Here is a 25,741-nt window from a genome sequence, read left to right as displayed (position 1 = left end):
CGACAGTAGATAGCCGTATGACCATTTCGCAATCAATACGGATGCGGATCACAAGGAGTTCAGTATTTCGGTGAACTGGGTGGGCGGTAGTCGGGATCGGCGGCGCGCATGGCCGCGACGTCGTCGCGATTACGCATGGCGGGCATGGATTGCCAGCGCTCGTGCAGCCTGGCCACCGCGTCCCGGTCGAGCTCGACGCCGAGGCCGGGGGAGTCGGTGACCTCGACGGCACCGTCGGTGAAGGTGAACGGTGCGGTGATGACGTCTTCGGCCTGCCACGGGTAGTGCGTGTCGCAGGCGTAGTCGAGATGCGCGACGGTGGCGGCGACCTGAGTCATCGCCGCGAGGCTGATGCCGAGGTGGGTGTTGGAGTGCATGGAGATGCCCTTGCCGTAGGCGTGGCAGATGGCGGCCAGGTCGCGGGTGGCGTGCAGGCCGCCCCAGAAGTGGTGGTCGGACAGCACGACCTGGACCGCGTTCGCGTCGAAGGCGGGACGGATTTCATCGAGGGTGGTGACGATCATGTTGGTAGCCAGGGGCATTCCGGTGCGGCGGTGGAGTTCGGCCATGTCGGCGACGCGAGCGGTGGGGTCTTCGAGGTATTCGACTATGCCGGTGAGCTGTTCGGCGACGGTCGTCGCGGTCGCCGGCGACCAGCCGCCGTTGGGGTCGAGGCGCAGTGGATGCTCGGGGAATGCCTTGGCCAGCGCGGTGATAGCCGCGACCTCCTCTTCGGGCGGGAACACGCCGCCCTTCAGCTTGAATGAGCGGAATCCGCCATGGGCGCTGAACTTTTCGGCCAGCCGGACGACGCCGTCCGGGTCGAGCACCTCGCCCCACTCGTCGGTCGGGGTGTTCGGCGTGGGGTGTTCGGCCCACTTGTAGAACAGATAACCGGAGTAGTCGACGCGGTCGCGCACCTTGCCCCCGAGCAGGGCATGCACGGGCAGGCCGAGCTCGCGGCCGTGCGCGTCGAGCGCCGCGGTCTCGAAGGCCGAGATCACGCTGAGGCGGACCTTGTCCGTGGTCAGCGTGCCGCGCAGACCGCCGGCGATCGGATTGTCATCGAGCAGGCGGGTGTCGCCCGCGCCGAGCAGGCGGATCGCATTGCTGGCGGCGACCGGCATGCCGATCAGGTGCCGCGCTAGTTCCGTTGCGCGGGAAAGGTATTGGTGGTCGCCGTAGGTTTCGCCGAGACCGGCAGTGCCGCTGTCGGTTTCGATCTCGACGATCAGTCGTGGCGTGTACGGCTGGTGCACGCCACCGACATTGAGCAGGGGCGCGTCGGCGATGAGGATAGGGGTGAGGCGGACGTCGGTGATGACAGGGGACATGGTCAGTCACGCTTTCCGTCGATGCGGCGCGGTAGGCGCCAGGGGTTGTCCTCGCGGAGAGCGGGCGGGAGCAGGCTGTCGGGGAAACCCTGCCAGGCGACGGGCCGCAGGAACCGGTCGATCGCGGCGGTGCCGACCGAGGTCGTGGTCGGCGCGGTGGTGGCCGGATAGGGGCCGCCGTGTTGCTGGGCCCAGGTGACCGTGACGCCGGTCGGCCAGTCGTTCCAGATCAACCGTCCGGCCAGCGCGGTGAGTGCGGGCAGCAGCGGGCGGACGTCGTCGATCTCGCTGTCCTCCGCGAAAACCGTTGCGGTAAGGCCAGGTTCGAGCTCGCCGAGCAGCGTTTGCAGCTCAGTGGAATTCGCGTACTCGACAATCAGCGCGGCGGGCCCGAAGCATTCCTGTCGGAGCAGTTCGTCTCCGGCAAGGAAGTCGGCGGCGGATACCTGCAACAGCGTCGGTGCGAGCAGGTCGGCGTCGATGTCGGGCCAGGAAAGCGCGGTGACAGCGGGATGTTCGCGCAGGTCCGTGACTCGGGCACGGAAGCCGTCGGCGATACGGTCGTTGAGTAGGCGTTGTCCGGGTGCGTCCCGTACGGCTGTGCGCAGGGCGTCGGTGAGACCATGACCCGTCGGCAGCAGCAGCAGGCCGGGTTTGGTGCAGAACTGTCCGGCACCGAGGGTGAACGAGCCGAGGAAGCCCGCCACGATCTGGCGGCTGCGCGCGCGAACGGCCGCGGGCAGCACCACCACCGGATTGACGCTGCCCAGTTCGCCGTAGAACGGGATCGGCCGGGGACGTGCGGTCGCGATATCGAACAGTGCCCGCCCGCCCGGCACCGAACCGGTGAAGGCCGCCGCGGCGATGGCGGGGTGGCGCAACGCGGCGGTGCCTGCGTCGATGCCGTGAATGACTTCGAAGATTCCGGCGGGTGCGCCGGCCTCGACCAGTGCCTCGCGGACGATCACTCCGGTGCGTGCGGACAATCGCGGATGCCCCGGGTGCGCCTTGAGGACGACCGGGCAGCCCGCGGCCAGCGCGGCGGCGGTGTCGCCGCCCGCGACGCTGAACGCGAACGGGAAGTTGCTCGCGGCGAACACCAGCGTCGGGCCGATCGGGACCACGCTGCGGCGGATATCGGGGCGCGGGCCCATCGGCCACTGTGGGTCGGCGTGGTCGACGGTGGCACGCAGGAACTCGCCGTCGGCCAGCACCTCGGCGAACAAGCGCAGCTGAAAGGTGGTGCGTGCCAATTCACCACGCAGGCGCGGATGCTCCGGGAGATGTGTCTCCTCGGCGGCGAGCGGGACGAGGTCGTCGGCGGCGGTATCCATTGCGTCGGCGGCGTGCGTGAGCCATCGGGCGCGCTCAGCCGGCGTCGATTCGGCGAGCGACGAGACGGCTTCCGCTGCCGCGTCGATGATTCGGGATAGGTCGTTCGGGTCGGTATCCATGATTCCTCCGAAAGGTCAGGCGTGGACCGAATATTCGGCGACGGTCCAGGCGCGGGCTTGGTCGCTGACGGTCACGCCGAGGCCGGGCCGCGCCGACAGGTGCATGCGTCCGTCGGCGATCTCCAGGCGTTCATCGAACAGCGGGTCGAACCATTCGAAGTGCTCGACCCAGGGCTCCCGTGCGTAGGCCGCCGCGAGATGGACGTGCACCTCCATCACGAAATGCGGGGCCAGTTGCAGGTTTTCGCTGTCGGCCAAGGCCAGCACTCGCAGGAACGGGGTGATGCCGCCGATCCGTGGCGCGTCGGGCTGCACGATGCCCGCTCCGCCCGCGCGGATGAGCTGGGCGTGCTCGGCCGCGCTGGTCAGCATCTCGCCCGTCGCGATCGGGGTGTCGAAGGTCGACGCGAGCCGGGCGTGGCCGTCGAAATCGTAGGCGTCCAAGGGTTCTTCGATCCACGCCAGCCCGAATGGCTCGAACGCCCGGCACATGCGGCGTGCGGTCCCCCGATCCCACTGCTGATTGGCGTCGACCATCAAGGGCACCCGGTCGCCGAGCTTTTCCCGCACCGCGGTGACCCGGGCCAGGTCGACGGCGCTGTCCGGATGTCCCACTTTGAGTTTGATGCCGCCGATCCCGGCCGCCAGCGCTTCCGTCGCACGATCGAGCACCGCCTCGGTCGGCGCGTGCAGGAATCCGCCGGAGGTGTTGTAGCAGCGCACCGAATCGCGGTGCGTGCCGAGCAGTTTGGCCAACGGTAGCCCCGCCCGTTTGGCCTTCAGATCCCACAGCGCGACATCGAACGCCGCGATCGCCTGCACCGCGAGCCCGCTGCGGCCGACCGACGCACCCGCCCACATCAGCTTGTCCCAGATCTTGGCGATGTCACTGGGATCCTCGCCGAGCAGCACGGGGCAGAGCTCCCGCGCGTGCGCGAATTGCCCAGGCCCGCCTGCTCGTTTCGAGTAACTGAGGCCGAGGCCGACCAACCCGGACGCGGTGGTGATCTCGGCGAACAGCACCGCCACCTCGGTCATCGGCCGCTGCCTGCCGGTCAGCACCTTGGCGTCGCTGATTCCGGTCGGCAGCGGCAGCGCGACCGAGGAGATCGAGACGGCGGTAATGGTGTCCAGCGTTGCAGAGCCGGTCATGCCGCGTCGGTTCCGGCGACGGTCCGGATCAGCGCGCCGAGTTCGCCGCGTTCGTCGTCGGTGAGGTTGGTCAGCGGCGGCCGCACCGGCCCGGCGGGACGGCCGATCGCGGTCAGCCCCGCCTTGATGATGGATACCGCGTAACCGGGCCGCCGGTCGCGGATATCGAGGTAGGGGATCACGAACTCGCGCAGGTGCCGGTAGACGGTGTCCCGATCCCGCGCCCGCACGGCGCGGTAGAACGCAAGCGCGAATTCCGGCATGAAGTTGAAGATCGCGGAAGAGTAAGTGGTGACGCCCATTTCGGTGTAGGGGAGGGCAAAGGTCTCGGCTGTCGGCAGGCCGCCGATGTAGGTGAGCCGGTCGCCGAGCCGAGCGTAGATCCGGGTCATCGTCTCGATATTGCCGACACCGTCCTTGAAGCCGACCAGGTTCGGGCACCGTTCGGCCATCCGCGCCAACGTCACGTCGTTGCAGGTGGCGTTGGCGCGGCTGTAGAAGATGACGCCGAGCGAGGTGGCCGCGCAGATCGTGGCGACGTGCTCGATCAGACCCTCAGGACCGGCCTCGGTCAGATACGGCGGCAGCAGCAGAATGCCTTCCGCCCCAGCGACTTCCGCCGCGCGGGCCTGTTCGACGGCGGCCGCGGTACCCGCGGTGGCGGGCGCGATGACCGGTATCCGGCCGCCGGTCTCGGAGACGGCGGCCCGCACCACCTGATCGATCTCTGACGGTGTCAGCGAGAAACCCTCGCCGGTGCCGCCCGCGGCGAACAGCCCGGCGACGTCGTACTGCGCGAGCCAGGCAATGTGTTTGCGATACGCGGCCTCGTCGAACGCGAGGTCCGCGTCGAAATGCGTAACCGGGAACGACAACAGTCCCTGGCCCAGCACGGGCCCTAGTTCTTCAGCGGAGAGATGCGACATTCTGTTCCTTTCAATGAGCAGGCGGTAGCGAGTCGAGCAGCCGCACCACCCGGGGCAGTGCCGGGTTCGCGCAGGTACGCCGCCACACCGCGTACAGGACAACCGGATCGTCGACGCCGTCCAGCGGCCGGAACCGCACGCCGTCGGGGTGCAGATGACTGGCCGTCTCCGGCACCAGCGCCAGGCCACGGCCCGCGGCGACCAGCGCCAGCATGGTGTGCACCTGGGTCAGCTCGTGCGTCGACGTATAGGGCACGGCCGCAAGGATTCCCGCGACCAGATCGGCGAAATACCGGGCCGGGCCCGGCGCGTACACCAGCAGCGTCTCACCGCCGAGCTCCTCGACCACGATCGGGCCGTCGGCGGCGAGTGGATGCGCGTCGGGCAGTGCGAGCATGAGCCGTTCGGAATGGACTAGCTCGCAATCGAATTCGGTACGGTCGAACGGCGGCCGGGCCAGCGCCAAGTCCAGCTTCCCGCTGCGCAGGTTCTCGAACTGATCCGAGCTCACCATCTCGCGCAGCACCACCTCGACGCCGGGCAGTCCCTGCTCGATGTGGTTGAGGAACCGGCCGAGGAAGCCGAACCCGGAGGCCGCCGTGAAGCCGATCCGCACCGTTCCCGCGCCGCCCGCCGCGACCAGCCGCGCGGTGCCCGGCGCGCCCTCGGCCAGGGCGAGCAGCCTGCGGGCCTCGATCAAGAACACCTCGCCCGCCGGGGTCAGCTGCGCCTGCCGCTGGCTGCGGTCGAACAGCTCCACCCCGATATCGCGTTCCAGCTTCTGGATCTGCCTGCTCAGCGGCGGCTGGGTCATCCGAAGCCGCTGCGCCGCGCGGCGGAAGCTGCCCTCGTCGGCGACCATCACGAACCCGCGCACCTGCTCCAGTGAGACCATGGCTGCCAGCCTGCCCGCCTCGGGCCGATGATGCGGGTGATCGCGCAGCCACGGGCGCGCGTCGTCGAGGTGGCGGGTCATGCGACGGGCAGATCGATGATCTCGACCCAGTTGGGGTTGCGGCCGACCGGGACGCGCTGCAGTGCCGTGAGCGCGCCGGTGTCGTGGTCGATGGCGTAGCTGGTGATCGCGTTGGACTTCTGGCCAGCGGCGATCAGGAAGCGGCCGTGCGGATCGATGGCGAAACCGCGCGGCTGGGCCTCGGTCGGGGTGTGCCCGAGCAGTTCCAGCGCGCCTGGCATGGCGCCGACACGGAAGCCGACGAGGGTGTCCGAAGTTCGTTCGGACACATAGACGTAGCGGCCGTCGGGCGTGACGTGCACGTCCGAGGTCCATGGGCTGCCGGAAAAGCCCTCTGGCAGAACAGATATAGAGGACATCGGGGTGAGTGTGCCGGTCGGCGGATCGAACAGATAGCTGCCGATCGTGCCGTCGAGCTCGTTGGTCGCGAAAGCGACGCGGCCGCTCGGGTGAAACACGAGATGCCGCGGCCCCGCACCCAGTTCGGTCCCTACCGCCGCTGGGCGATGGGGTGTCAGCCTGCCGGACGTCGCGTCGAACCGATACTGCAGGATGTGGTCACCGCCGAGGACCGCCACGAACACATGGTGATTCGACGGATCGGCGACGATCGAATGCGCGTGCGGCGCGGTGCCGATGACCTCGTCCGGTTGCGCCCCGACCGTGCCATTCCCGGAGATCGGATTGACCGCGATCTTGTCGCCGCTGTAGGAGGCGCTGAACAGGAACCGTCCGGCCCGGTCGGTGGCGAGGTAAGCCATGTTGTCCGGTAGCGGAGTGCTCGACAGGATCATCGGCCGGCCCGATGTCGGGTCGATGGCAAAAGCATTGACGGAGAATGGTTCCGAGCGCAGTCCGGCGTAGAGGAACCGGCGGTCCGGGCTCACCGCCAACGGCATCACCGTTCCGTCCACCGGGACCGACCCCACCGGCGTCAGCGCGCCGGTGGGATCGAGCAGCAGCACCGAGATCTCGCGACTGTCGGCGTTCGACACGTACACGAGGCGGCGCGTCTGCGCAGTGGGCATCACGCCTGCTCCGTGGCGCGCCCGCCGACCCTGGCCCGCAGATCGAGCTCGATCTGCTCCAGGCTGCGCCCGTTGGTCTCCGGCACGAAACGCTGCACCAGCATGAACAACACCACGCTCACGGCACCGAAGCACCAGGCCGACTTGGCAAGGCCGAGATGATCGTTCATCACCGGGAACAGGAAGGTGATGGCGAACGTCGAGCTCCACAGCACCACGCTGCCAACGCCCATGCCGACGCCACGCGCGCGCAGCGGGAAGACCTCCGCCATCATCACCCAGACCACCGCGCCCCAGCCGAGTTCATAACCCGCCAGGTAGACGTTGAGCAGGATCAGTGTGGTCAACCCGGTGACGGTGTGATTGTCCACGGTGAGCACGATGATGCCGAGCAGGAACAGCGACAGTGCCATACAGACGTTGCCGAGCAGCAGCAGCGGTTTGCGACCCCACCGGTCGACCACGAAGATCACCCACGCGGTGAACGCCACCTTGACCACGCCGAGCACGATGGCCGCCAGCAGCGAGGTCGAGTTGCCGAAGCCGAGATCGGTGAACATCGTTGGCGCGTACAGGTTTACCGCGTTCACGCCGGAGAACTGCTGGCCGACGGCCAGAATCAGCGCGACCACAAGCGCGGGCCTGGCCCATGGCGCCCACAGGTCGCGCAGGCGGCCCTTCTGCTGCACGTCCAACTGGTTGACCGTGCGGATGCTGTTGAGCTCGGCGTCGATCTCGTTCGACCGATGGGTGCCCGCCAGCACGGCGCGCGCCTCGTCCTCGCGGCCCGCCTTCACCAGCCAGCGCGGGGTTTCCGGCAGCACCGTCAGGCCGAGGAACAGCACCACCGCAGGAATCGCGGCGACGCCGAACATCAAGCGCCAGTTGCCCGATCCGGACAACGCCCAGTCGACGATGTAGGCGATCAGGATGCCGGACACGATCATCAACTGGTTCAACGTCGACAACGCGCCGCGCGCCCTGGTCGGTGCCAGCTCCGACAAATAGGTGGGCACCGTCGCGGAGGAACAACCGACGGCGATCCCGGTGATGAACCGGGCGATCACCAGCATCGTCACATTCGGTGCCGCCGCGCAGCCGAGCGCGCCGATGCCGAAGACCACCGCGGCGATCATGATGGTGCGCCGCCTGCCGAGCCGGTCGGTGATCCGGCCCGCGATGGCCGCGCCGATGATCGCGCCCGCGGCCAGGCAGCCGCCGATCACGCCCTTGGTCACCGAGGTCAGCTCCCAGGCGTCCTTGATGAACAACAGCACACCGGAGATGACACCGAGGTCGTAGCCGAACAGGATGCCGCCGAGCGCGCCGAAGAAATAGAGGAAATGAACATTGGTGCCGAGGGCCGATTTTCGTGCCTGCACCGTGGATTTGTATTGCATTGTGCTGCGCTTCTTTCGCGGTCGAGCAAGTGCCCTCAGCGTCACACGCTGAGCGGGCTGTATTGACGGAAAGCGTGATGCGAACTCGGTATCGCGTTATGCGTTTCGAGTACCGGTGCTACCGACGAATTCAGAGCGGATTCGGTGTGCCGAGCGGTGTTTCGAGGAATGCCCCGCCGATGCAGGCAGGCCCGGCGCCGTCGGGGATCTCCGCCGCGAATTTCTCGGCGTCGTCCATGCTGTGATAGCCGAGCTCCTCGGCCTCCCGTAGCGACACGACCGCGCGGGTATTGTTCGACACACCCCAAATCACCCGGAAGCCAGGGCTTTCCGCGCTCAGGCACGCCTCGAACAATCGTGCCCCGTCGTCGGGTGACAGCCACATCGACAGTCCGCGAACATCGTTCGGCCGCTCGAAACATGACCCGATCCGAATGCAGATGACGTCCATGCCGAATCGTGAGTGATAAAGGCTGCCCAGCGATTCGATCGCGGCTTTGCTGAACCCGTAATAGGTGTCCGGCCGCGACGGCGCCTCTCCGGCAATGCCATCCGGGCCCGCCTCGCCGACCGCGCGGTATCCCACCGCATGGTTGCTCGACGCCAGTACGACCCGCGAGATCCCCGCCTGTCGCGCGGCCTCCAGAACCGTATGCGTCCCATCGATATTCGCCGCGAGCACGCGCTCCCAGCTGTCCTCGCGACTGATCCCGCCGAGATGGATGATCGCATCCACATCCCGGCACGCGGCCGCCATCGTGTCGGCGTCGGTGAGCGATCCGGTGACGATCTCGACCCGCTCATCCGTGGCGGCGGCGGGGAGTTCGGTCAGATCCAGCAGGCGCAGCACGCGGTCGGGGCGACGTAGTCGCGGCCGCATGAGGGTGCCGATCCCGCCGCCCGCGCCGGTGATCAGAATCCGGTGATAGCTCATGTCGCCTCGGCTCCGCTCCGCCGACAACCGAATAGGTCTGGGGATAGCCAACTTTCGTACATCATTGTCCTCCTGGGTGCACTGGCGAATGTGGGGTGGATCACTCACCGTGCGACTGTCAGAAGGCTAAGGCGCTGGACTGATGCCTGTCCAACACTCTTTCGATATCGACTGATGCCAGTCGAGTATCAGCTCCTGCTCGGAAACAAGGCTGGGTGGGCGGCCATCGGCCAACCCACCCAACCGGCCCGAGAGACTGGCGTCAGTGCCCCTCGGAATTCCTCAGACGACCTTGGCGGTATCCGCCGAACCCGTGCGCTCCAGCTTGGAATGCGTGCGCGAGTAGGTGAAGTACACAACCAACCCGACCACCAGCCACACCAGGAACCGCACCCAGGTCTGCCACGGCAGCGACCAGATCAGGTACAGCGAGAACCCGATACCGATCAGCGGCACCACCGGCATGAACGGCAGCTTGAACTCGCGCGGCTCATCGGGCCTGGTGCGCCGCAACACGATCACGGCCACCGACACCACGATGAAGGCCATCAGGATGCCGATATTGGTCAGCTCGGCGACCACGGTGATATCCAGCAGACCCGCCATCACGGCGGCGCCGATGCCGACGATCCAGGTCACCCTGGTCGGCACCTTGCGCACCGGATGCGTCTTGGCGAACCACTCCGGCAGCAGCCCGTCGCGGCTCATCGCGTACCAGACGCGCGTCACGCCGAGCATGAAGGTGAGCACCACGGTGACGATGCCGACGATCGCGCCGATCGCGATGATGTTCGCGATACCCGGCATGCCGACGGATTCGAACGCCGTGGAGAAGCCACTGGTCGGGCTGATCTCGGTGTACTTCTGCATGCCGGTCAACACCAGCGTGGCCAGCACGTACAGCACCATCGCGATGGCCAGCGAGTAGAGAATGGCCTTCGGCAGATGCTTTTTGCCGTCCGTCGATTCCTCGGCGGCCGTGCTCATCGCGTCGTAGCCGAACACCGCGAAGAACACGGTGGCCGCGCCGGTCCACACCGCACCGGAGCCGAACGGGAAGTACGGCGTGTAGTTCGAGCTGTCGATGTGGAACACGCCGAGCACCACGATCAGCACCACCAGGGCCACCTTGATGCCCACCGCGATGGTCTCGAACCGGCCGACGCTCTTGATGCCGCGCGAGAGCAGCCACGCCGTGCCGAGACAGAACAGCATCGCGAAAACGTCCACCACGTGGCCGTTTCCGGTGCCGTGCGCGCCCATCATCCAGTCCGGCAGCGTGATGTCCACCTGACCGAGCAGGAAGCGGAAGTAGCCGGACACGCCGATCGCGACCACCGCCGCCACCGCGATGTACTCCAGCAGCAGATCCCAGCCGATGAACCAGCCCGCGATCTCACCGAGCGAGACATACCCGTAGGTGTAAGCCGAGCCGGCCTTCGGCACCATCCCGGCGAACTCGGCGTAGCAGAGCGCCGCCGCCGCGCTGGCGACACCGGCGATCAGGAACGAAATGAGCACCGAGGGACCGGTGACGGAGTGCGCGACCGCGCCGGCGAGGGTGAAGATGCCCGCGCCGATGATGCCACCGACGCCGATCGCCGTGAGCTGCCACAGGCCGAGCGACCGGGCCAGCTGTTCATCGGCAGGGCCCTCGTCGTCGACCTGCCCCATGGGTTTGCGGCGCAGCATTTGGCCGCGCAACTCCGCGATGGACATGTTGTTCCTTTCGTCCTCCGCGCCACGCGACAATGCGTAACGCAGATCACACTTCGAGCTGTGGTTACTAAATACGACCACAGCGCGACTGTGATCGGCGAGTTGGCCAAATATTGTTCAGCCTGGTTGGCCAACCGGACGGGCGGCCGCGCGCCTCAGCGCTCGACCGCCCCGCCCGTCACCGCTGACTGCCGGGTTTCAACGAGCGCAGGAAGAACGCGACGTTGGCCGGACGCTCCGCCAGCCTGCGCATGAAGTAGCCGTACCACTGGTCGCCGTAGGGCACGTAGACCCGCAGGTGATTGCGCTCTTCGACCAGCCTGCGCTGTTCGGCGTCGCGGATGCCGTACAGCATCTGGAACTCGAACTCGTCGGGCTTGCGGTGCGTGGTCTCGACACACCGCTGCGCCTCCGTGATCAGCGCCGGATCGTGCGTCGCGACCATCGGGTAGCCGTCGCCGAGCATCAGGACGCGCAGGCACCGCAGGTAGGACGCGTCCACCTCGGCGCGACCCTGGAACGCGACCGAGGCCGGTTCCTTATAGGCGCCCTTGCACAACCGGATGCGTGACCCGTAGCCCGACATGTCCCGGCAGTCGCCCTCGGTGCGCCGCAGGTACGCCTGCAACACGGTGCCGAGGCTGGGGAAGTCGGCGCGCAGTTCGCGCACGATCGCCAGGGTCGAATCGGTCGTCGTGTGGTCCTCGGCGTCGATGTTCACCCAGACGCCCGCTTCCGCCGCCGCCGCGCAGATCCGGTGCGCGTGCTCGAGCGCGATCGCGTGCCCGTCCTTGGGCAGTGACTGGCCAAGCGCCGACAGCTTGAGCGAAACCTCCAGTGGGCGCACCGCTTCCGTCGTCGCCTCGACATTCAGCTGGCTCAACGCGGACAGCATGTGCAGGTAGTGCGTGACGGTGGTACGGGCCTGCTCGATCTCGGTGGTGTCCTCGCCGAGGTAGTCGATGGTGACATACCGGCCGGAGCCGAGCAGCGCCTCGACCGCGGCCACCGCCTGGTCCGCGGAGTCACCGGCGACGAACCGGTCGACCAGCTTCTTGGTCGTCGGCATCTTGGTGATGGTGCGTTCCATCCGCGGCGAGCGGGACGCGGCCAGCATGGCGGGACGCAGCAGAGCGGAGAAGGCCATCACGGCTCCTGGTGCGGGTAGCGGTGATCGGTCGCCGGGACGAACGTCTCCTTGATGGTGCGGGCGGAGGTCCAGCGCAGCAGGTTCTGTGGCGAGCCTGCCTTGTCGTTGGTGCCGGAGGCGCGCGACCCGCCGAACGGCTGCTGGCCGACGACCGCGCCGGTGGGCTTGTCGTTGATGTAGAAGTTGCCCGCGGCGAAGCGAAGGCCCTCGGTGGCCGCGGCGATCGCGGCGCGGTCGTCGGCGATGATCGCGCCGGTCAGCGCGTACGGCGAGCCCTTGTCGACCAGCTCGAGGGTCTGTTCGAAGGAGCCGCGGGCCGAGTCGTCGTAGACGTGCACGGACAGGATCGGGCCGAAGTACTCGGTGCTGAACGCCTCATCGGTGGGGTCCTCGCCGAGCAGCACGGTCGGGTCGACGAAGTAGCCGACCGAGTCGTCGGCGTGCCCGCCCGCGGCGATCGACAGGCCCGGCGTGGCCTTCGCACGGGCAATAGCCTCGGCGTTCTTGTCGAAGGCGCGCTTGTCGATCAGCGCGCCACCGTAGTTGCTGAAGTCGGTGACGTCGCCGTAGCTCAGCGTGGCGACCTTGTCGACGAACTCCCGACCCATCTTGGCCCACACCGACTTCGCGATGAACGCGCGCGAGGCGGCCGAGCACTTCTGGCCCTGGTAGTCGAACGCGCCACGGATCAGCGCGGTGGTCAGCACCTCGGGATCGGCCGAGCTGTGCGCGACGACGAAGTCCTTGCCGCCGGTCTCGCCGACCAGTCGCGGGTAGGAGTTGTAGTCGCTGATGTTCGCCGCCACCGAGCGCCACAGGTGCTGGAACGTCGCGGTGGAGCCGGTGAAGTGGATGCCCGCCAGGCGGCGGTCCGCCAGCGCGACCTCGGAGACCTTAGGGCCGGCACCGTTCACCAGGTTGATGACACCGGGCGGCAGGCCGGCCGCTTCGAGCAGTTTCATCGTCCAGTAAGCCGCGACCGACTGGGTCGTCGCCGGCTTCCACACCACGGTGTTGCCCATCAGTGCGGGCGCGGTCGGCAGGTTGCCCGCGATGGCGGTGAAGTTGAACGGGGTGATCGCGTAGACGAAGCCGTCCAGCGGCCGGTATTCGACCTTGTTCCACACGCCGGGGGAGGAGATCGGCTGGTCGGCCAGTATCTGCCGCGCGAAGTGCACGTTGAACCGCCAGAAGTCGACCAGCTCGCACGGGCTGTCGATCTCGGCCTGGTACGCGGTCTTCGACTGGCCGAGCATGGTTGCGGCGGCGATGGTCTCGCGCCACGGGCCGGCCAGCAGGTCGGCGGCGCGCAGGAACACCGCGGCCCGATCCTCGAACGACAGCGCCCGCCAGGCGGGTGCCGCGGCGGTGGCCGCGGTGATCGCGTTCTGCACATCGCTCGGCTCGGCGGAGGTGAGTGTGCCGAGCACGGCGGCATGCCGGTGCGGCTGCACGACCTCGATCGTCTCGCCCGAACCGCGGCGGTGCTCGCCACCGATAACGTGGTGCACGTCGGTCGGGGTCGCGCCGAGCTCGGCCAGTTTGGCCTGCAACCGTGTACGTTCCGCACTACCGGGGGCGAACGTGCCGACCGGCTCGTTGACCGGCCGCGGGGTGGACACGATGGCGTCCATAGTTCCTCCTGCTGGATGGGGCAAGCGCTCTGTACTGAGGACAGCCGAAGTCAACACCGGAAAAGTGCGCGGGAAATGGGCTAAAAGGACAAAGATGGGATGAGTGTGTTGTCGAGTTGGCCGAAAGGCGTAGTCGTGGCTGTTGATAGTGGGCTTGTTGCCGCGGACATAGACCTGTTCGGTTTGGCGCAGATCGTTGCGCAGAACGCGGGTGGCATGGTGTCGATCGAGGACCCTCAGTCGCATGTGCTGGCCTATTCCGCGTCGGACGAGGCGGCGGACCAGATGCGAGTGATGTCGATCCTGGGCAGGGAGGGGCCGCGCGAGTACCTGGCGGTGCTGCGCAAGTGGGGAGTGTTCGATCGGCTGCGCCGCACCGACGAGGTCATCGATGTGCCGGAGCACAAAGACCTGAACATCAAGCGCAGGCTCGCGGTGAGCGTCCGGCATCCCGCCGACGGTGCCGCGCGGGCGCCGCGGGTGCTCGGCACGATCTGGTTGCAGCAGGGGGATCGGCCGTTCAAGCCCGACGCCGCCGAGATCCTGCGCGGCGCCTCGGCCATTGCGGCCCGGCTCATCTCGCGCAGTCTCGACGCGCCGTCCACCGAGGCGTTGCTGGTGCAGCGGCTGTTCGGTGCTGGTGGTTCCGTCGATGTCGCGTCGGTGGCCGCGGCGCTGAACCTGCCGCTGACCGGTCCGGCCGCCGTGGTCGGCTTCGCGCTCACCGCCACCGAAACCGCCCCTGCCACCGAGCCTTCCGCCTTGGGGAACATGCTTCGGTTGCGCGCCAGCTCATTTCGCAACGACTCGGTGACCGCCACTCTTGGCGACCGCGTTTATGTTCTGCTGCCGAGCTATAAGGCCGCGCACGCCGTGACCGCTTGGACGCGCCAACTGGTCGAGCAGCTCGAATCCAAACGCGCGCTGGCACTTCGAGCGGCCATTGCCTGCCCGGTGCCCGATCTGAGCAGTGTCGCCGACGCGCGGCGCGAGGTCGATCGAGTCCTCGACAGCACCGTCGCCACCTACCCCCGTGGGCGCGTCACCACCCTCGCCGACTCGCGCACCGCGGTGCTGCTCGGTGAAATCCTCGACCTCGTCGGCAACCGCCCCGAACTGCACGATCCTCGGCTGCGCGCACTCTCCGACTACGACCGCAAGCATTCCGCGAGCCTGCGCGAGAGCGTCGACATCTACCTGCGCGAACACGGCGACGTCCGCAACGCCGCCACCGCCCTCCAGGTTCACCCGAATACGTTGCGCTACCGCATCCGCCGGGTCGAAGAGATCCTCCGGATAGACCTCACCGACCCCGGCGACCGCCTGCTCCTGGAAATCCAGCTCGCCCTGCACCGCCGCGCGCACGGTCGCGAGGGCGGACCCACCCCCGACTGACCGCCGCACGCCTCCTGATCTCCCGCACCGAGAATCGCATGCGATTTCAGGTGCGGAGAATCAGAAATGGTGCGTCTGTCAGCACTTCCCCGTGGCGGCGTCGCGAATTCCGGCGATGGTGGACTGCCGGTCCACCTCGCTGAGGGCGGACCATTGAGCCGACTGCGGCAACATCGAAATGGTCTCGTCCGCGGTCTTGTTCGCGGAGTCCTGACTGACGTCCTTCAACTTACTCAACACCGGCAGATAGTTCTGACACGACTTCCCCCGCACCTCCGCGTTCAACGGCGGGCCGGCCGGTGCGTCCGAACCGCCCGACGAACTACAGCCGGAAAGCGCCAACGCAACCCCAATAGCCAGCAAGGCAATGCTTTTCATGGTGATCTCCTCATCAGAATGGGGAGACCCTACCCGGCCCCACCACCCTCGTCCACGCAACTCAGGGCGCCGAGCAGGGCGTGGAGTGCGTGCCGGATTGCGGCGGTGGCGGCGGGTTGGGACAACCCGCGTCGTTCCGTGAGGTGGTGGCGCATCGGCCAGGCGACGGTGGCATCGATGAGGTCGAGTAGGTGATCGTCGGCGCGGGACAGTTCGGGAGCGAATGTTTGCGCCAGGGCTTCGCGAATGCGGCTGTCTGTCAGTCGCATTCGTTGGTCGATGGCCGGGATGCGCTGGGACTCGAGCAGTCCGAGGAGGCGTGGATTGCGCTGGAGGGCGAAGATCGACGCGCCCTGCCGGACTGCCGCGTCGATGCGCTCGTCGAGGGGGAGTTCAGGGGGCGGACGTTGGATGCGGGCCTCGACGTCGGCGGACTGCTGATCTACGGCGGCTATCCGCAGGTCGTCTCGGCCGGGGAAGTGGACGAAGATGCTGCGTTCCGAGACACCCGCTCGGGCGGCGATGTTCTTGGTGGTGGGGTCCATGTCGCCGTCTTTGAGCAGGGACAGCAGGGCGTCGACGATGGCGCGGCGGGTTCGTTCCGGATTGCGTCGCCGTCGGGGGCGGGTCACCTCACTCATAAGGTTCATCCCATCACATCGTGGCACTATTGCAGTCTGACTGCAATAGTGGGTAGGGTCGGTGGCGGCCCGCAGCTGGTGATCCGCTCGGGAGAGTTGACTCGAGAGTGGGAGCGCGGCGTGACTGGTGAGCAGGACAACGGCTCGGTTGGGCGAGTTTCGCGGCGTGGCGTGTTCGGGGTCGGGGCTGCGGCGCTGGCGGTGGCGGGAGTCGGGGTCGGGTTGAGCGGGTGCGGGGAATCGGTGGAGTTGAATCCGTCGGCGACGCCGGTCGAGCCGAGTGGGCACATCGCCGAGGCGAACAAGGGGATCGCGATGCCGTTCGCCGATGTCACCGATTTCGCGGACGCTGATCGTGGGTGGATCGCATCGCTCGAGCCGGGAATCGTCCAAGACTCCACGGGGAAAGTGGTGTGGGACAACGACTCCTATGGTTTTTTGCGGGAACCCTGTCCGCTGTCGGTGAATCCGAGTTTGTGGCGGCAGTCGCAGCTGACGGCCAAACAGGGGCTGTATGAGATCGCGCCGGGGTTCTATCAGGTCCGTGGGCTGGACTTGTCGAATATGACACTGGTCGAAGGCGATACCGGTGTCATCGTCATCGATCCGCTGGTATCGACGGAGACCGCCGCCGCGGGGCTGGCGCTGTATCGCAAGCATCGCGGCGATCGACCGGTGACCGGACTGATCTACAGCCATGCCCATGTCGACCACTTCGGTGGCACCCTCGGCGTCACGACGAAGGAGCAGGTGGCGGCGGGGCACTGCCCGGTGCTGGCGCCGTCCGGATTTCTCGAACACGCTGTGTCGGAAAACATTTACGCGGGGACGGCGATGGCGCGCCGCGCCGCGTACATGTATGGGGCCGCGCTGCCGCGCGGGCCGAAGGGGCAGATCGGGGCGGGCCTGGGGCAGACCACCTCGGTCGGCACGATCACCCTGCTCGAGCCGACGCGCGATATCACCCGCACGGGGCAAGAAGAAACGATCGACGGGGTGCGGATGGTGTTCCAGCTGACGCCGGGCACCGAGGCGCCGTCGGAGATGAACTTCTATTTCCCGGACCGCCGGATCCTGTGCATGGCCGAGAACGCCACGCACACCATGCACAACCTGCTGACCTTGCGCGGTGCGCTGGTGCGCGACCCGCACGTGTGGTCCAAATACCTGACCGAGTCGATCAACCTGTACGCCCGGAACGCGGATCTGGTGTTCTCCTCGCATCATTGGCCGATCTGGGGCACCGGCAAGGTCGTCGAATACCTGTCGGTGCAGCGAGATCTATACGCCTACTTGAACGACCAGACGTTGCGCCTGCTCAACCAGGGGTACGTCGGTAGCGAGATCGCCGAGATGATCCAGCTGCCGCCCGCGATCACCAAATCCTGGTCCACGCACGGGTATTACGGCTCGGTGAGCCACAATGTCAAAGCCATCTACCAGCGCTACATGGGTTGGTTCGACGGCAATCCCGCCCACCTGTGGGAACATCCGCCGGTCGAATCCGCCAAGCGGCACGTCGAGGCGATGGGTGGCGCGAGCGATGTGCTGAACAAGGCGCAAAAAGCCTATGACGCAGGCGATTATCGCTGGGCGACCCAGTTGGCGAACTATGTGATCTTCGCGGACCCGCAGAACAACACCGCGAAACGCCTGCAGGCTGGCATCTTCGAACAACTCGCCTACGGTGCCGAAAACGCCACGTGGCGCAATTTCTACCTCAGCGGTGCCACCGAACTACGCAACGGTCCCTTCGGTACACCGACCTCGGCCTCCGCTGCCGGTCTGCTCGCCGCCCTCACCGTCGATCAAGCCTTCGACGCTATGTCCTTGCGTATCAACGGTCCCCAAGCATGGGACACCACCATCACCTCCGACTGGCGCTTCCGCGACGACAACGACCGCCTGCACCGCGCCGAACTCCGCAACGGCGTGCTCATCCACTACGACCGCAGCCAGCACGACAATCTGCCCGCCGCCGACGCGACGATCACCCTGACCAGGGCAGCATTGGCTCGAACGCTGTTGGCCGGTCAAGACTTTCAAGCCGCCGTGCTGAAGGGCGACATCGCCATCGAGGGCGACATCACGGCACTGAAGAAGCTGAAGGACCTGTTCGACAAGCCGGATCCGAACTTCGCCATCGTCACCCCGTGACGGGCCTGCTCCCCAATCGACTGGGGAGCGCTGGGGGCCGTTCATCGTGCCATGCTTCACACGATGTTCGGAATTCAGGCAGTGCTCGGAGAGTGGTGGCAGGCGGCTCGGACTACGCGGAAATCTGGCCCGATTACTGGATCGTTGGTAGTGGTTGCCGGGTTGCTGATTTCGGGGTCGGCGGCTCAGACCGTAGCGCATCCGAACTCTCCTGAGGACAAGTCGGCGCTGTCGATCAGCTTGCCGGATCCGACGAGCGACCAAACGGCTGATCTTGTTCCGGCGGTGCCGAATACGGCAGACGGCACCCCGCCGGAGGACCCCGGAACGAATGTGCCCGGTGCGGATACGACGCCGATCGAGCCGTTGGATCCTGTGCCGCCGACCGAGCCGCTGGATCCCGCCCCTTCGTCGGAATCGCCGGACACCGCGGCCATTACCGAACCGTTGGACTCTACGCCTGCTACTGACCCGCCGATCACCACCGATCCGCCGATCACGACAGACCCGCCGATCACGACCACAACGGATCTGCCGACACCCACCAACACGACGGACCCGCCGACATCCACATACACGACACCGCCACCGAAGATCGAACTATCCATCGAGGTCACCATCGACATCGGGGGCCGAACGCCGATCCCGTGCTCGATCGTCTGTCCATCGCCATCGCCATCGCCATCGCCATCGCCATCGCCGATCTCGGACCCGTGCGGCACCACACCGGTAACGACCACCAGTCAGCGCCCGACCGTATCGGTGTCGCCGACGACCAGCCCGACCCGAACATCCACCCCGACAACGGTTTCCACGTCGAAGCAACCACCCGCCACCACCCGAGCGACGACATCGCCACCGCGCCCGTCCGTTTCGTGCCGACCGACAACGGTCCAGCCCTACAACCAGCGCTCGACAACATCACCCCCGACCACAGCCTCGACCCCGACCCGCACACCCACCACTCCCACCCGACCAACCCAAACCACGTCAGCGCGCCCAACCCCGACCCGCTGAACACTTGCCCAAGAAAAGAAGAGAGCGCCGAAACCGACCACCCGCCGCGGATTCCCGGCGCGACGGGCAGTGCGCGCCAGGGGCGAGGAACGGGGGTGCAGACCATGTCTGCGGTCTATCAGGGGTTTGACCAGCCGGTCTCGGCTGAGGACAACTCTCGCCGCACCCACCAACGGTCCACTAACGACGAACCAACGGTCGCGTCTCAGCTCGGCGAATCCGGCACCAGCATGAAGGTCAGCTCGTAGTCGCCGATCCGGATTACCGCCCCGTCGATCAGCACGCCGGTATCGACAATGCGCATCCCGTCGACGAAAACCCCGTTCGAGGACAGCAGATCCTTGATCAGATAGGTGAGGCCGTTGTGCAGGATCGCCGCGTGGTGCCTGCTGACTTTGCCGTGTTCGAGCACGATGTCGTTGTCCGACAGCCGCCCGACGCGGGTGACCGTGCCGGTGATGGGGTAGGTCGTGCCGGAGCGTTCCTGCAGCAAAGCCTGTTGGTCGCCGGAGCTCTGCTCGACGATGGTCGTCGCCCCGATCGGGGGTGCGGCGGCTTGCGCGCCGCTGTCCAGGGGATCCTGGCGCAGGATGCGCGCCTCGAGCTGGCGGATGGGCGGGCTCGGATCGATGCCGAGTTCGTTGGCGAGGGTCGCGCGCAGTCGTCGGGTGGCTTCGAGTGCGTCGGACTGGCGGCCGTCCACGTACAGGGCGGTGATCAGCTGTTCCCAGAGCGGTTCGCGCAGCGGGTATTCACCGACGAGCAGCGCGAGTTCGGATACGACGGCATCGGCCCGGCCCTGTGCGATATCGGCCTCGGCGCGCGCCTCGATGGCACCGAGACGGTCGTCGTCGAGCACGGTGGCGTACGCGTCAGCGAAACCGAGCCCGCGCAGATCGGCGAGCACCGGCCCGCGCCACTGGTCGAGCGCGCTGGACAGCAACTCGCTGGCTGCCTGGAATTGGCCCGCGCTGAGTGCCCGCAATCCCGCTTCTTTGCGCACCCGGAATCGTTGGACGTCGCTGGCACCGTCGGCCACCGTGACCCGGTAGCCGGGCCCCACCTGCGCCAGCACCGCCCGCGCATCGATGCCGTTGTCGCGCAGCGGCTTACGCAGGTTCGAGATGATCGTATGCAGGCTGACCCTGATGTCCGGCGGCGGCGCGTCCTCCCAGACCGCCTGCGCCAGCGCCTCAACCGATACCGGCCGATTCGCGTTGATCACCAGATACGCCAGTACCGCCCGCTGCTTCGGCCCGCCGAGAGCCTGCCCGACACCGTCGATCGCCAGCTCCACCGCACCGAGCACGCCGAACTGCGCGCGAACCTCGGTCATAGCCCCTCCTCCCGACGTGACACCTTCCACACGGTACCGAGCGGACGCGGGGGCCGGTGCGCCCGGCCGGTCGCAAACGCGCGTGCCGAAACCGTTTCGTGGGCCGTGTTGTGCCTGGCCCGCAACGTTTTCCGGCGCTGCCCGGTGAGTCGGGGGCTTGCCCTGCGAGGTCCGATCGGGGAAGCTGGATGGTCACGGGATTCGACGTAGCACATTCCGCCGCCGGACTGGGGCCAGTTCACCCGCCCGCAACGGTCCCGGCAACATCCGTGCGATCGCGGTTCATCCGGGGTTACCCGACGCGGCCTACCTTTCGGGGTACGCGGAAAAGGAGCCGGCGGCATGGAGTTCCGACATCTGGTTTCATTCATCACGATTGCCGAAGAGCTGCATTTCGGCCGCGCAGCGCAGCGCTTGCATCTCACGCAGCCCAGTCTCAGTGCCCAGCTACAGAAGCTGGAGAAGTCGCTTGGCGTGCAGCTGGTCGCACGCAACTCGCACGAGGTCAAACTGACCCCGGCGGGACGGGAGTTCGAGGGTCAAGCCCGGATCATCGTGGCCCAGATGGACCGAGCCGCCCAGGTCGCCAAGGCGACCGCGGCGGGGCGGGCAGGCACCCTCAACATCGGTTACAACCTTCCGGCCAGCAGGCATGTGCTGCCGGACGCGTTGACGAAGATGACCGAGCAGCACCCCGACATCGTGGTGTCGCTGTGGGAGAAGCGCACCGGGCCGCAGCTGGCCGCGCTCTCCGACGGCTCGCTCGACCTGGCCATGGTGTACGGCCACCCGAGCACCACGGATTTCCGGTATCGGCGCCTGCTGCACCGGGTTCCGCTGGTGGCGGTGGTCGGCAGGCGGCACCGGTGGGCCGACCGGCCCGGCGTCCCGTTCGCCGAGTTGGAGGGCCAGGACTGCGTGCTGTTCGCCCGCGAACAGTGCCCGGCCATGTACGACTCGATCTTCCGCGCGGCGGCGGATACCAGGATCACCCTGTCGGTCGCGCAGACCGCGGACGATCCCGGCGCGACCGCGCACATGGTGTCGGTGCGGCCACTGGTGGGGTTCGCCTCGCTGCCGCGCGCGATTTCGATGGGTATGGGCGCGCCGGGGAGTAGTTCGGTGGCCGTGAAATTGCTCGATCCGGTGCCGACTTTGGATTTGTACGCGGTGTGGCGTGCGGCGGAGTCGAATCCGGCGGTATCGCTTTTCCTGGAGTGTGTGGATTCACCTGAAGCGGCACGCGTCGATATTGCCCGAGCGGTGTCGGCCTAGTCGCTTCGATAGGCTGTGACATTCGCGCGGTAGGAACCGCGATATCGACCGGGCCGTAATTCGCTGTCGGCGACCAGAATTCGACATTGTGAACACAATGTTTACCCACCCCGCCGGCCGCCGTCCCTCATTGTCTGTCACCGCGGTGTCCAGCACCGAGAATGGAATCGATCTTCCGGACGACGCGAGTTTGTATTCGGTGATTTCCGGAGCGGCCGCCGAACACCCGCAACGGCTTTCGCTGTGCGGCGCGGACGGAACGCAACTCACCTGTGCCGAGGTCGATCGGCAGGCCCGCGCGCTGGCCTCGGCGCTGGCGGCGCGCGGGGTCGCGGCGGGGGACCGGGTCGCGATCCTCGGCCGCACCAGCCTGGACTGGGCGCTGCTGGATTGCGCGCTGCTCGCGCTCGGTGCCGTGGTGGTCCCGGTGTATCCGACCTCCTCCGCGTCGCAGATCGAGCACATCCTGACCGACAGCGGCAGTGCGTATTTCGCCGCCGAGGACGAGGCGGACGTCCAACGTCTGCGGGCGGCAGGCGCCGGCGAAGTGTGGACTTTCGCGCAGCTCGCCACCTGGGCTTGCGGCGAGGTCGACCCCGGTATCGCGGACCACGTCGCGGCGGTGCGCGCCGCGGACCTGGCCATGATCGTCTACACCAGCGGCACCACCGGAATCTCCAAGGGCTGCTTGATCACCCACCGCAACATGTTCGTTTCCGCGGTCAACACGGTGCGCCAGACCGGCACCCTGTTCGACGGGACGACCGTGCTCGCCCTGCCGCTGTCGCACGTGTTCGGCCAGACCATCCTGTTCGCCTGCCTGGCCGGCGGTAGCCGCACCCACCTGCTGCCGGGCATTCCCGATCTGGTGCCGGTGCTGCCGACGCTGCGCCCGACCTTCCTGGCGTTGATTCCGTTCGGGCTGGAAAAGATTCGTAAGCATTGCCGCACCATGCTGTCCGGCGCCGAGGAGTCGGAGGCGGTGGCGCGCGGGCTGGAATTGCTTGGCGCGCAGGCAACTCCGGAACTGTCGGAGCATCCGGTGGCCGCGGCACTCGGCGGCAGGCTGCGCTATGTCATCTCCGGCGGCGCGTCGCTGGACGATTCGACCACCGGCTTCTTCGCGGGTTTCGGTGTGGTGCTGCTGAACTGTTACGGGCTCACCGAGGCGGCGACCGCGGTGACCGTCAGCGCACCGGAGACCAACCGCCTCGGCACGGTCGGCAGGCCGATTCCGGGGACGTCGGTGGCGATCGCGGACAGCGACGGTGAGGTGCTGGTCGGTGGCCCGCACATCTCGCCGGGCTACTGGGGCGCTGCCGCGGATCAGGCGGTCGTAGACGCCAATGGTTGGTTGCGCACCGGCGATATCGGTGAACTCGACGCCGACGGATATCTGCGCATCACCGGCCGCAAGAAAGAGATCCTAGTGACCTCCGGCGGCAAGAATGTCGCGCCAGCGCCGCTGGAGGACCGGGTGCGGCTGCATCCGCTGGTGAGCAACTGCATGGTCATCGGGGACGGCCGCGATTTCGTGACCGCCCTGGTGACCCTGGATCCGATGCAGGTGCTGCGCTGGCGCGACGGCAGCCCCGGCGCGGATCTGTCGGCCGCCATCCAGTCCGCGGTCGACGACGCGAATTCGCTTGTCTCCCGGCCCGAGTCGATTCGGGCATTCCGCATCGTAGACGGTGATTTCACCGTCGAGGACGGATTGTTGACTTCGTCACGGAAATTGCGCAGAGCCGCCATCGAGGCCGCGTATGCCGCGGATATCGACGTTCTCTATCGAGCTCGCCAGCCCGCGCTGTAGGCCCTGCATCGGTCCGGCGCGGCCACTGATCGGACTGCGTAGATAGGCCGTGCCAATCGCCCGATGAATTACGGCTGCGCCTGGTGGTTCCCGGCCGGGCGCGGCCACAGACTCGAATTCAGAATTCGACTACCGGAAAGTGATGCGAACATGTACGACGTCATCGTTGTCGGAACTCGGGTCGCGGGTTCCCCGCTGGCCATGCTGCTCGCCAGGAAGGGCTACCGGGTCCTTGCCGTCGACCGCGCCACCTTCCCCAGTGACACCCCGTCGACCCACTACATCCATCAGGCCGGTCTCGGCCTGCTGCAGTCGTGGGGCCTGCTGGACGAGGTCGTCGCCGCCGGAACCCCGGCGATCCGGCACCTGAACTTCTCCTACACCGACATCGTCATCAAGGGCTTCGCCGATGTGTCGGCCGACGGCATCGACGCCGTCTACTGCCCGCGCCGCACCGTGCTGGACAAGATCCTGGTCGACGCCGCGGGCAACGCCGGCGTCGAGGTGATCAACGGATTCACCGTCAACGAGCTGGTTTTCGACGGCGACACGGTCGTCGGCATTCGCGGCCAGGTCGGCGAGGGCGCCGAGCAGGAGTTTCGCGCCACCCTGGTGATCGGCGCGGACGGCTCGAACTCGACGGTGGCGAAGGCGGTCGGCGCCGAGGTCTACGAGGGGTCCCCGGCGGCCTGCTTCATCTACTACTCGTACTACGACGGCCTCGACTGGGGCATGCAGCACCGCACCGGTTTCGGCGAGCAGCAGTTCGCGTCCTGGCCGACCAACGACGGTCTCGCGCTGGTCGCGGTGATGCGCAAGCGGGATCGGTTCCGCGAGTTCCGCACCGACCCGGATGCCGGTGTGCAGGAGATCGTTTCGCAGATCGACCCGGAACTCGGTGCGAACCTGAAGGATTCGGGCAAGCGAGCGGAGCAGTTCCGGCCGATGCTGTACCCGGACAACTACCGTCGCCGTTCGTTCGGACCCGGCTGGGCGCTGGTCGGCGATGCCGGCTATCACAAGGATCCGTTCACCGGCTGGGGCATCACCGACGCCTTCAAGTACGCGCAGCTGCTCTCGGATCTGGTGCACGAGGGTCTGTCCGGCGCCCGTCCGATGGCCGAGGTGCTCGCCGAGTACGAGCGCGAGCGTGACCTGCAGAGCGCGAGCACTTACGAACTGACGGAAAGCATTTCGGGACTGTCGCTGTCGCCGTACTACGACTCGGTGTTCCGCGCGACCAGCTACGACGCGGAGTACACCAAGGGCTTCTTCGGGCTGATCGCCGGAATCTACTCGCCGGAAAAGTACTTCGGCGAGCAGGAACTGGCGGAGCTGTACGAGAAGGTCGACTTCCCGGCGGCCGCACGGCATGTCACCAAGGCCGGGGTTTCGGCATGAGGATCCCCGGCCTGACGGCATTGGGGGACAGTTTCGTCGAGGGTCGCGGCGATGCCGCGGCCGGCGGCGGGTACCGCGGTTGGGTGCCGAGGCTCGGCGGGCAGCTCGGTCTGCGACCCGCCGCCGTGCGCAACTTCGGTGCGCACGGCGCGACCACGACCGTCGTTGTCGAACAGCAACTGCGCCGTGCGATCTCGGTCCGGGCCGGACTCTTCGGTGTCGTCGTCGGGGTGAACGATCTGGTCAGCGACTTCGACGCGGCGCGTTTCGAGCGTAACCTCGCGACGGTCTTCGGCGCGCTGCGCGACAGTGGCGCAACAGTTTTCACGGCGAGCTACCCGGATATCCCCGCCCGGCTCCCGGTACCGGACAGCTTCCGTAGCTTGCTGCGGGAGCGGTTCGCCTTCGCCAATGCCGCGCTCGCCGAGGTCACCGCCGACACCGGCACGCTGCTGCTCGATATCGCGACCGAGCCGCAATGGGCGCTGCCCGAGGTGTGGACCGCCGACGGCCTGCACCCGAGCTCGCTCGGCCACCACATGTTCGCAACGGGCGCGGCCGAGCTCATCGCGTCGCGCACCGCGACCACCGTCGCCGCCTGATCTTTCTCCATCCGGTTCG

At 67.1% G+C, this 25,741-nt stretch carries 22 protein-coding genes; 7 read left to right on the top strand and 15 right to left on the bottom strand.

All coding sequences use genetic code 11. From position 1 onward, the window contains the following. Positions 1-59: 59 nt before the first annotated feature. From ACIA8C_RS39810 to pruA, 11 genes are all read right to left on the bottom strand, one after another. Positions 60-1,340, bottom strand: a complete 1,281-nt coding sequence (locus tag ACIA8C_RS39810) for a glucarate dehydratase family protein (protein WP_397144214.1) — start codon at positions 1,338-1,340, stop codon at positions 60-62. Continuing rightward, positions 1,337-2,788 (bottom strand): aldehyde dehydrogenase (NADP(+)), encoded by a 1,452-nt coding sequence (locus ACIA8C_RS39805; protein ID WP_397144093.1) that lies wholly within the window; start codon positions 2,786-2,788, stop codon positions 1,337-1,339. Before ACIA8C_RS39805 ends, ACIA8C_RS39810 begins: the two co-directional genes overlap by 4 nt. A 15-nt stretch (positions 2,789-2,803) precedes the next feature. After that, entirely contained in the window at positions 2,804-3,940 is a 1,137-nt protein-coding gene (locus ACIA8C_RS39800) for a mandelate racemase/muconate lactonizing enzyme family protein (RefSeq protein ID WP_397144091.1), read from the bottom strand. Further along, a complete protein-coding gene (gene kdgD / locus ACIA8C_RS39795) occupies positions 3,937-4,866 on the bottom strand; it encodes a 5-dehydro-4-deoxyglucarate dehydratase (RefSeq protein ID WP_397144089.1) in 930 nt (309 codons plus the stop codon). Before kdgD ends, ACIA8C_RS39800 begins: the two co-directional genes overlap by 4 nt. 10 nt (positions 4,867-4,876) lie before the next feature. Next, positions 4,877-5,842 carry a LysR substrate-binding domain-containing protein gene (locus ACIA8C_RS39790; RefSeq protein ID WP_397144087.1) on the bottom strand — a complete coding sequence of 322 codons (966 nt, stop codon included), beginning with the start codon at positions 5,840-5,842 and terminating at the stop codon, positions 4,877-4,879. Then, positions 5,839-6,870, bottom strand: coding sequence for a lactonase family protein (locus tag ACIA8C_RS39785; protein ID WP_397144085.1), 1,032 nt, complete (start codon positions 6,868-6,870; stop codon positions 5,839-5,841). The genes ACIA8C_RS39790 and ACIA8C_RS39785 overlap by 4 nt, the downstream gene beginning before the upstream one ends. After that, a complete protein-coding gene (locus ACIA8C_RS39780; RefSeq protein ID WP_397144083.1) occupies positions 6,870-8,270 on the bottom strand; it encodes a sugar porter family MFS transporter in 1,401 nt (466 codons plus the stop codon). Before ACIA8C_RS39780 ends, ACIA8C_RS39785 begins: the two co-directional genes overlap by 1 nt. 130 nt (positions 8,271-8,400) lie before the next feature. Beyond that, on the bottom strand, positions 8,401-9,204 hold the full coding sequence (locus ACIA8C_RS39775; protein WP_397144080.1) for an NAD-dependent epimerase/dehydratase family protein: 804 nt from the start codon (positions 9,202-9,204) through the stop codon (positions 8,401-8,403). A 282-nt stretch (positions 9,205-9,486) separates the two neighbouring features. Continuing rightward, positions 9,487-10,923 (bottom strand): amino acid permease, encoded by a 1,437-nt coding sequence (locus ACIA8C_RS39770; RefSeq protein WP_397144078.1) that lies wholly within the window; start codon positions 10,921-10,923, stop codon positions 9,487-9,489. 178 nt (positions 10,924-11,101) lie between these two features. Beyond that, the gene (locus tag ACIA8C_RS39765; protein WP_397144076.1) at positions 11,102-12,070 is read right to left on the bottom strand and encodes a proline dehydrogenase family protein; all 969 of its coding nucleotides are present in this window, start codon (positions 12,068-12,070) and stop codon (positions 11,102-11,104) included. Further along, the gene (pruA, locus tag ACIA8C_RS39760; protein WP_397144074.1) at positions 12,070-13,707 is read right to left on the bottom strand and encodes an L-glutamate gamma-semialdehyde dehydrogenase; all 1,638 of its coding nucleotides are present in this window, start codon (positions 13,705-13,707) and stop codon (positions 12,070-12,072) included. The genes ACIA8C_RS39765 and pruA overlap by 1 nt, the downstream gene beginning before the upstream one ends. 135 nt (positions 13,708-13,842) lie before the next feature. On the opposite strand from pruA, the gene ACIA8C_RS39755 reads away from it, so the two are divergent. After that, positions 13,843-15,102, top strand: coding sequence for a PucR family transcriptional regulator (locus ACIA8C_RS39755; RefSeq protein WP_397144072.1), 1,260 nt, complete (start codon positions 13,843-13,845; stop codon positions 15,100-15,102). A gap of 78 nt (positions 15,103-15,180) precedes the next feature. On the opposite strand, the gene ACIA8C_RS39750 is transcribed toward ACIA8C_RS39755, so the two are convergent. Both ACIA8C_RS39750 and ACIA8C_RS39745 read right to left on the bottom strand, forming a co-directional pair. Further along, complete coding sequence (locus ACIA8C_RS39750) at positions 15,181-15,480, bottom strand: hypothetical protein (protein WP_397144070.1); 300 nt, start codon at positions 15,478-15,480, stop codon at positions 15,181-15,183. A gap of 29 nt (positions 15,481-15,509) precedes the next feature. Further along, positions 15,510-16,121: a TetR/AcrR family transcriptional regulator gene (locus tag ACIA8C_RS39745; protein ID WP_397144068.1), complete on the bottom strand. Its 612-nt coding sequence runs from the start codon at positions 16,119-16,121 to the stop codon at positions 15,510-15,512. A 315-nt stretch (positions 16,122-16,436) separates the two neighbouring features. On the opposite strand from ACIA8C_RS39745, the gene ACIA8C_RS39740 reads away from it, so the two are divergent. Further along, complete coding sequence (locus ACIA8C_RS39740) at positions 16,437-18,278, top strand: alkyl/aryl-sulfatase (protein WP_397144212.1); 1,842 nt, start codon at positions 16,437-16,439, stop codon at positions 18,276-18,278. Positions 18,279-18,463: 185 nt separating this feature from the next. Here ACIA8C_RS39740 and ACIA8C_RS39735 read toward each other — a convergent pair whose 3' ends face one another. Next, positions 18,464-18,886: a hypothetical protein gene (locus tag ACIA8C_RS39735; RefSeq protein WP_397144066.1), complete on the bottom strand. Its 423-nt coding sequence runs from the start codon at positions 18,884-18,886 to the stop codon at positions 18,464-18,466. Between the two features lie 39 nt (positions 18,887-18,925). On the opposite strand from ACIA8C_RS39735, the gene ACIA8C_RS39730 reads away from it, so the two are divergent. Then, the gene (locus ACIA8C_RS39730; protein ID WP_397144064.1) at positions 18,926-19,543 is read left to right on the top strand and encodes a hypothetical protein; all 618 of its coding nucleotides are present in this window, start codon (positions 18,926-18,928) and stop codon (positions 19,541-19,543) included. Here the strand turns inward: ACIA8C_RS39730 and ACIA8C_RS39725 are convergent. Further along, on the bottom strand, positions 19,501-20,631 hold the full coding sequence (locus tag ACIA8C_RS39725) for a BTAD domain-containing putative transcriptional regulator (RefSeq protein WP_397144062.1): 1,131 nt from the start codon (positions 20,629-20,631) through the stop codon (positions 19,501-19,503). The genes ACIA8C_RS39730 and ACIA8C_RS39725 overlap by 43 nt on opposite strands. A 342-nt stretch (positions 20,632-20,973) precedes the next feature. Here ACIA8C_RS39725 and ACIA8C_RS39720 point away from each other — a divergent pair, with 342 nt between their 5' ends. The 4 genes from ACIA8C_RS39720 to ACIA8C_RS39705 all read left to right on the top strand — a co-directional run bounded on the left by ACIA8C_RS39720 (position 20,974) and on the right by ACIA8C_RS39705 (position 25,722). Next, positions 20,974-21,906: a LysR family transcriptional regulator gene (locus ACIA8C_RS39720; protein ID WP_397144060.1), complete on the top strand. Its 933-nt coding sequence runs from the start codon at positions 20,974-20,976 to the stop codon at positions 21,904-21,906. 145 nt (positions 21,907-22,051) lie between these two features. Beyond that, positions 22,052-23,719 carry an AMP-dependent synthetase/ligase gene (locus tag ACIA8C_RS39715; protein WP_397144058.1) on the top strand — a complete coding sequence of 556 codons (1,668 nt, stop codon included), beginning with the start codon at positions 22,052-22,054 and terminating at the stop codon, positions 23,717-23,719. A gap of 150 nt (positions 23,720-23,869) precedes the next feature. Continuing rightward, the gene (locus ACIA8C_RS39710) at positions 23,870-25,120 is read left to right on the top strand and encodes an NAD(P)/FAD-dependent oxidoreductase (RefSeq protein WP_397144056.1); all 1,251 of its coding nucleotides are present in this window, start codon (positions 23,870-23,872) and stop codon (positions 25,118-25,120) included. Beyond that, positions 25,117-25,722: a GDSL-type esterase/lipase family protein gene (locus tag ACIA8C_RS39705; protein ID WP_397144054.1), complete on the top strand. Its 606-nt coding sequence runs from the start codon at positions 25,117-25,119 to the stop codon at positions 25,720-25,722. The genes ACIA8C_RS39710 and ACIA8C_RS39705 overlap by 4 nt, the downstream gene beginning before the upstream one ends. The last annotated feature ends 19 nt before the right edge of the window (positions 25,723-25,741 follow it).

This window comes from Nocardia sp. NPDC051321, assembly GCF_044455225.1.
Classification (GTDB): Bacteria; Actinomycetota; Actinomycetes; order Mycobacteriales; family Mycobacteriaceae; genus Nocardia.
The sequence above is the reverse complement of the archived record's forward strand: the minus strand, read 5'-3'. Positions and strand labels throughout refer to the sequence as shown.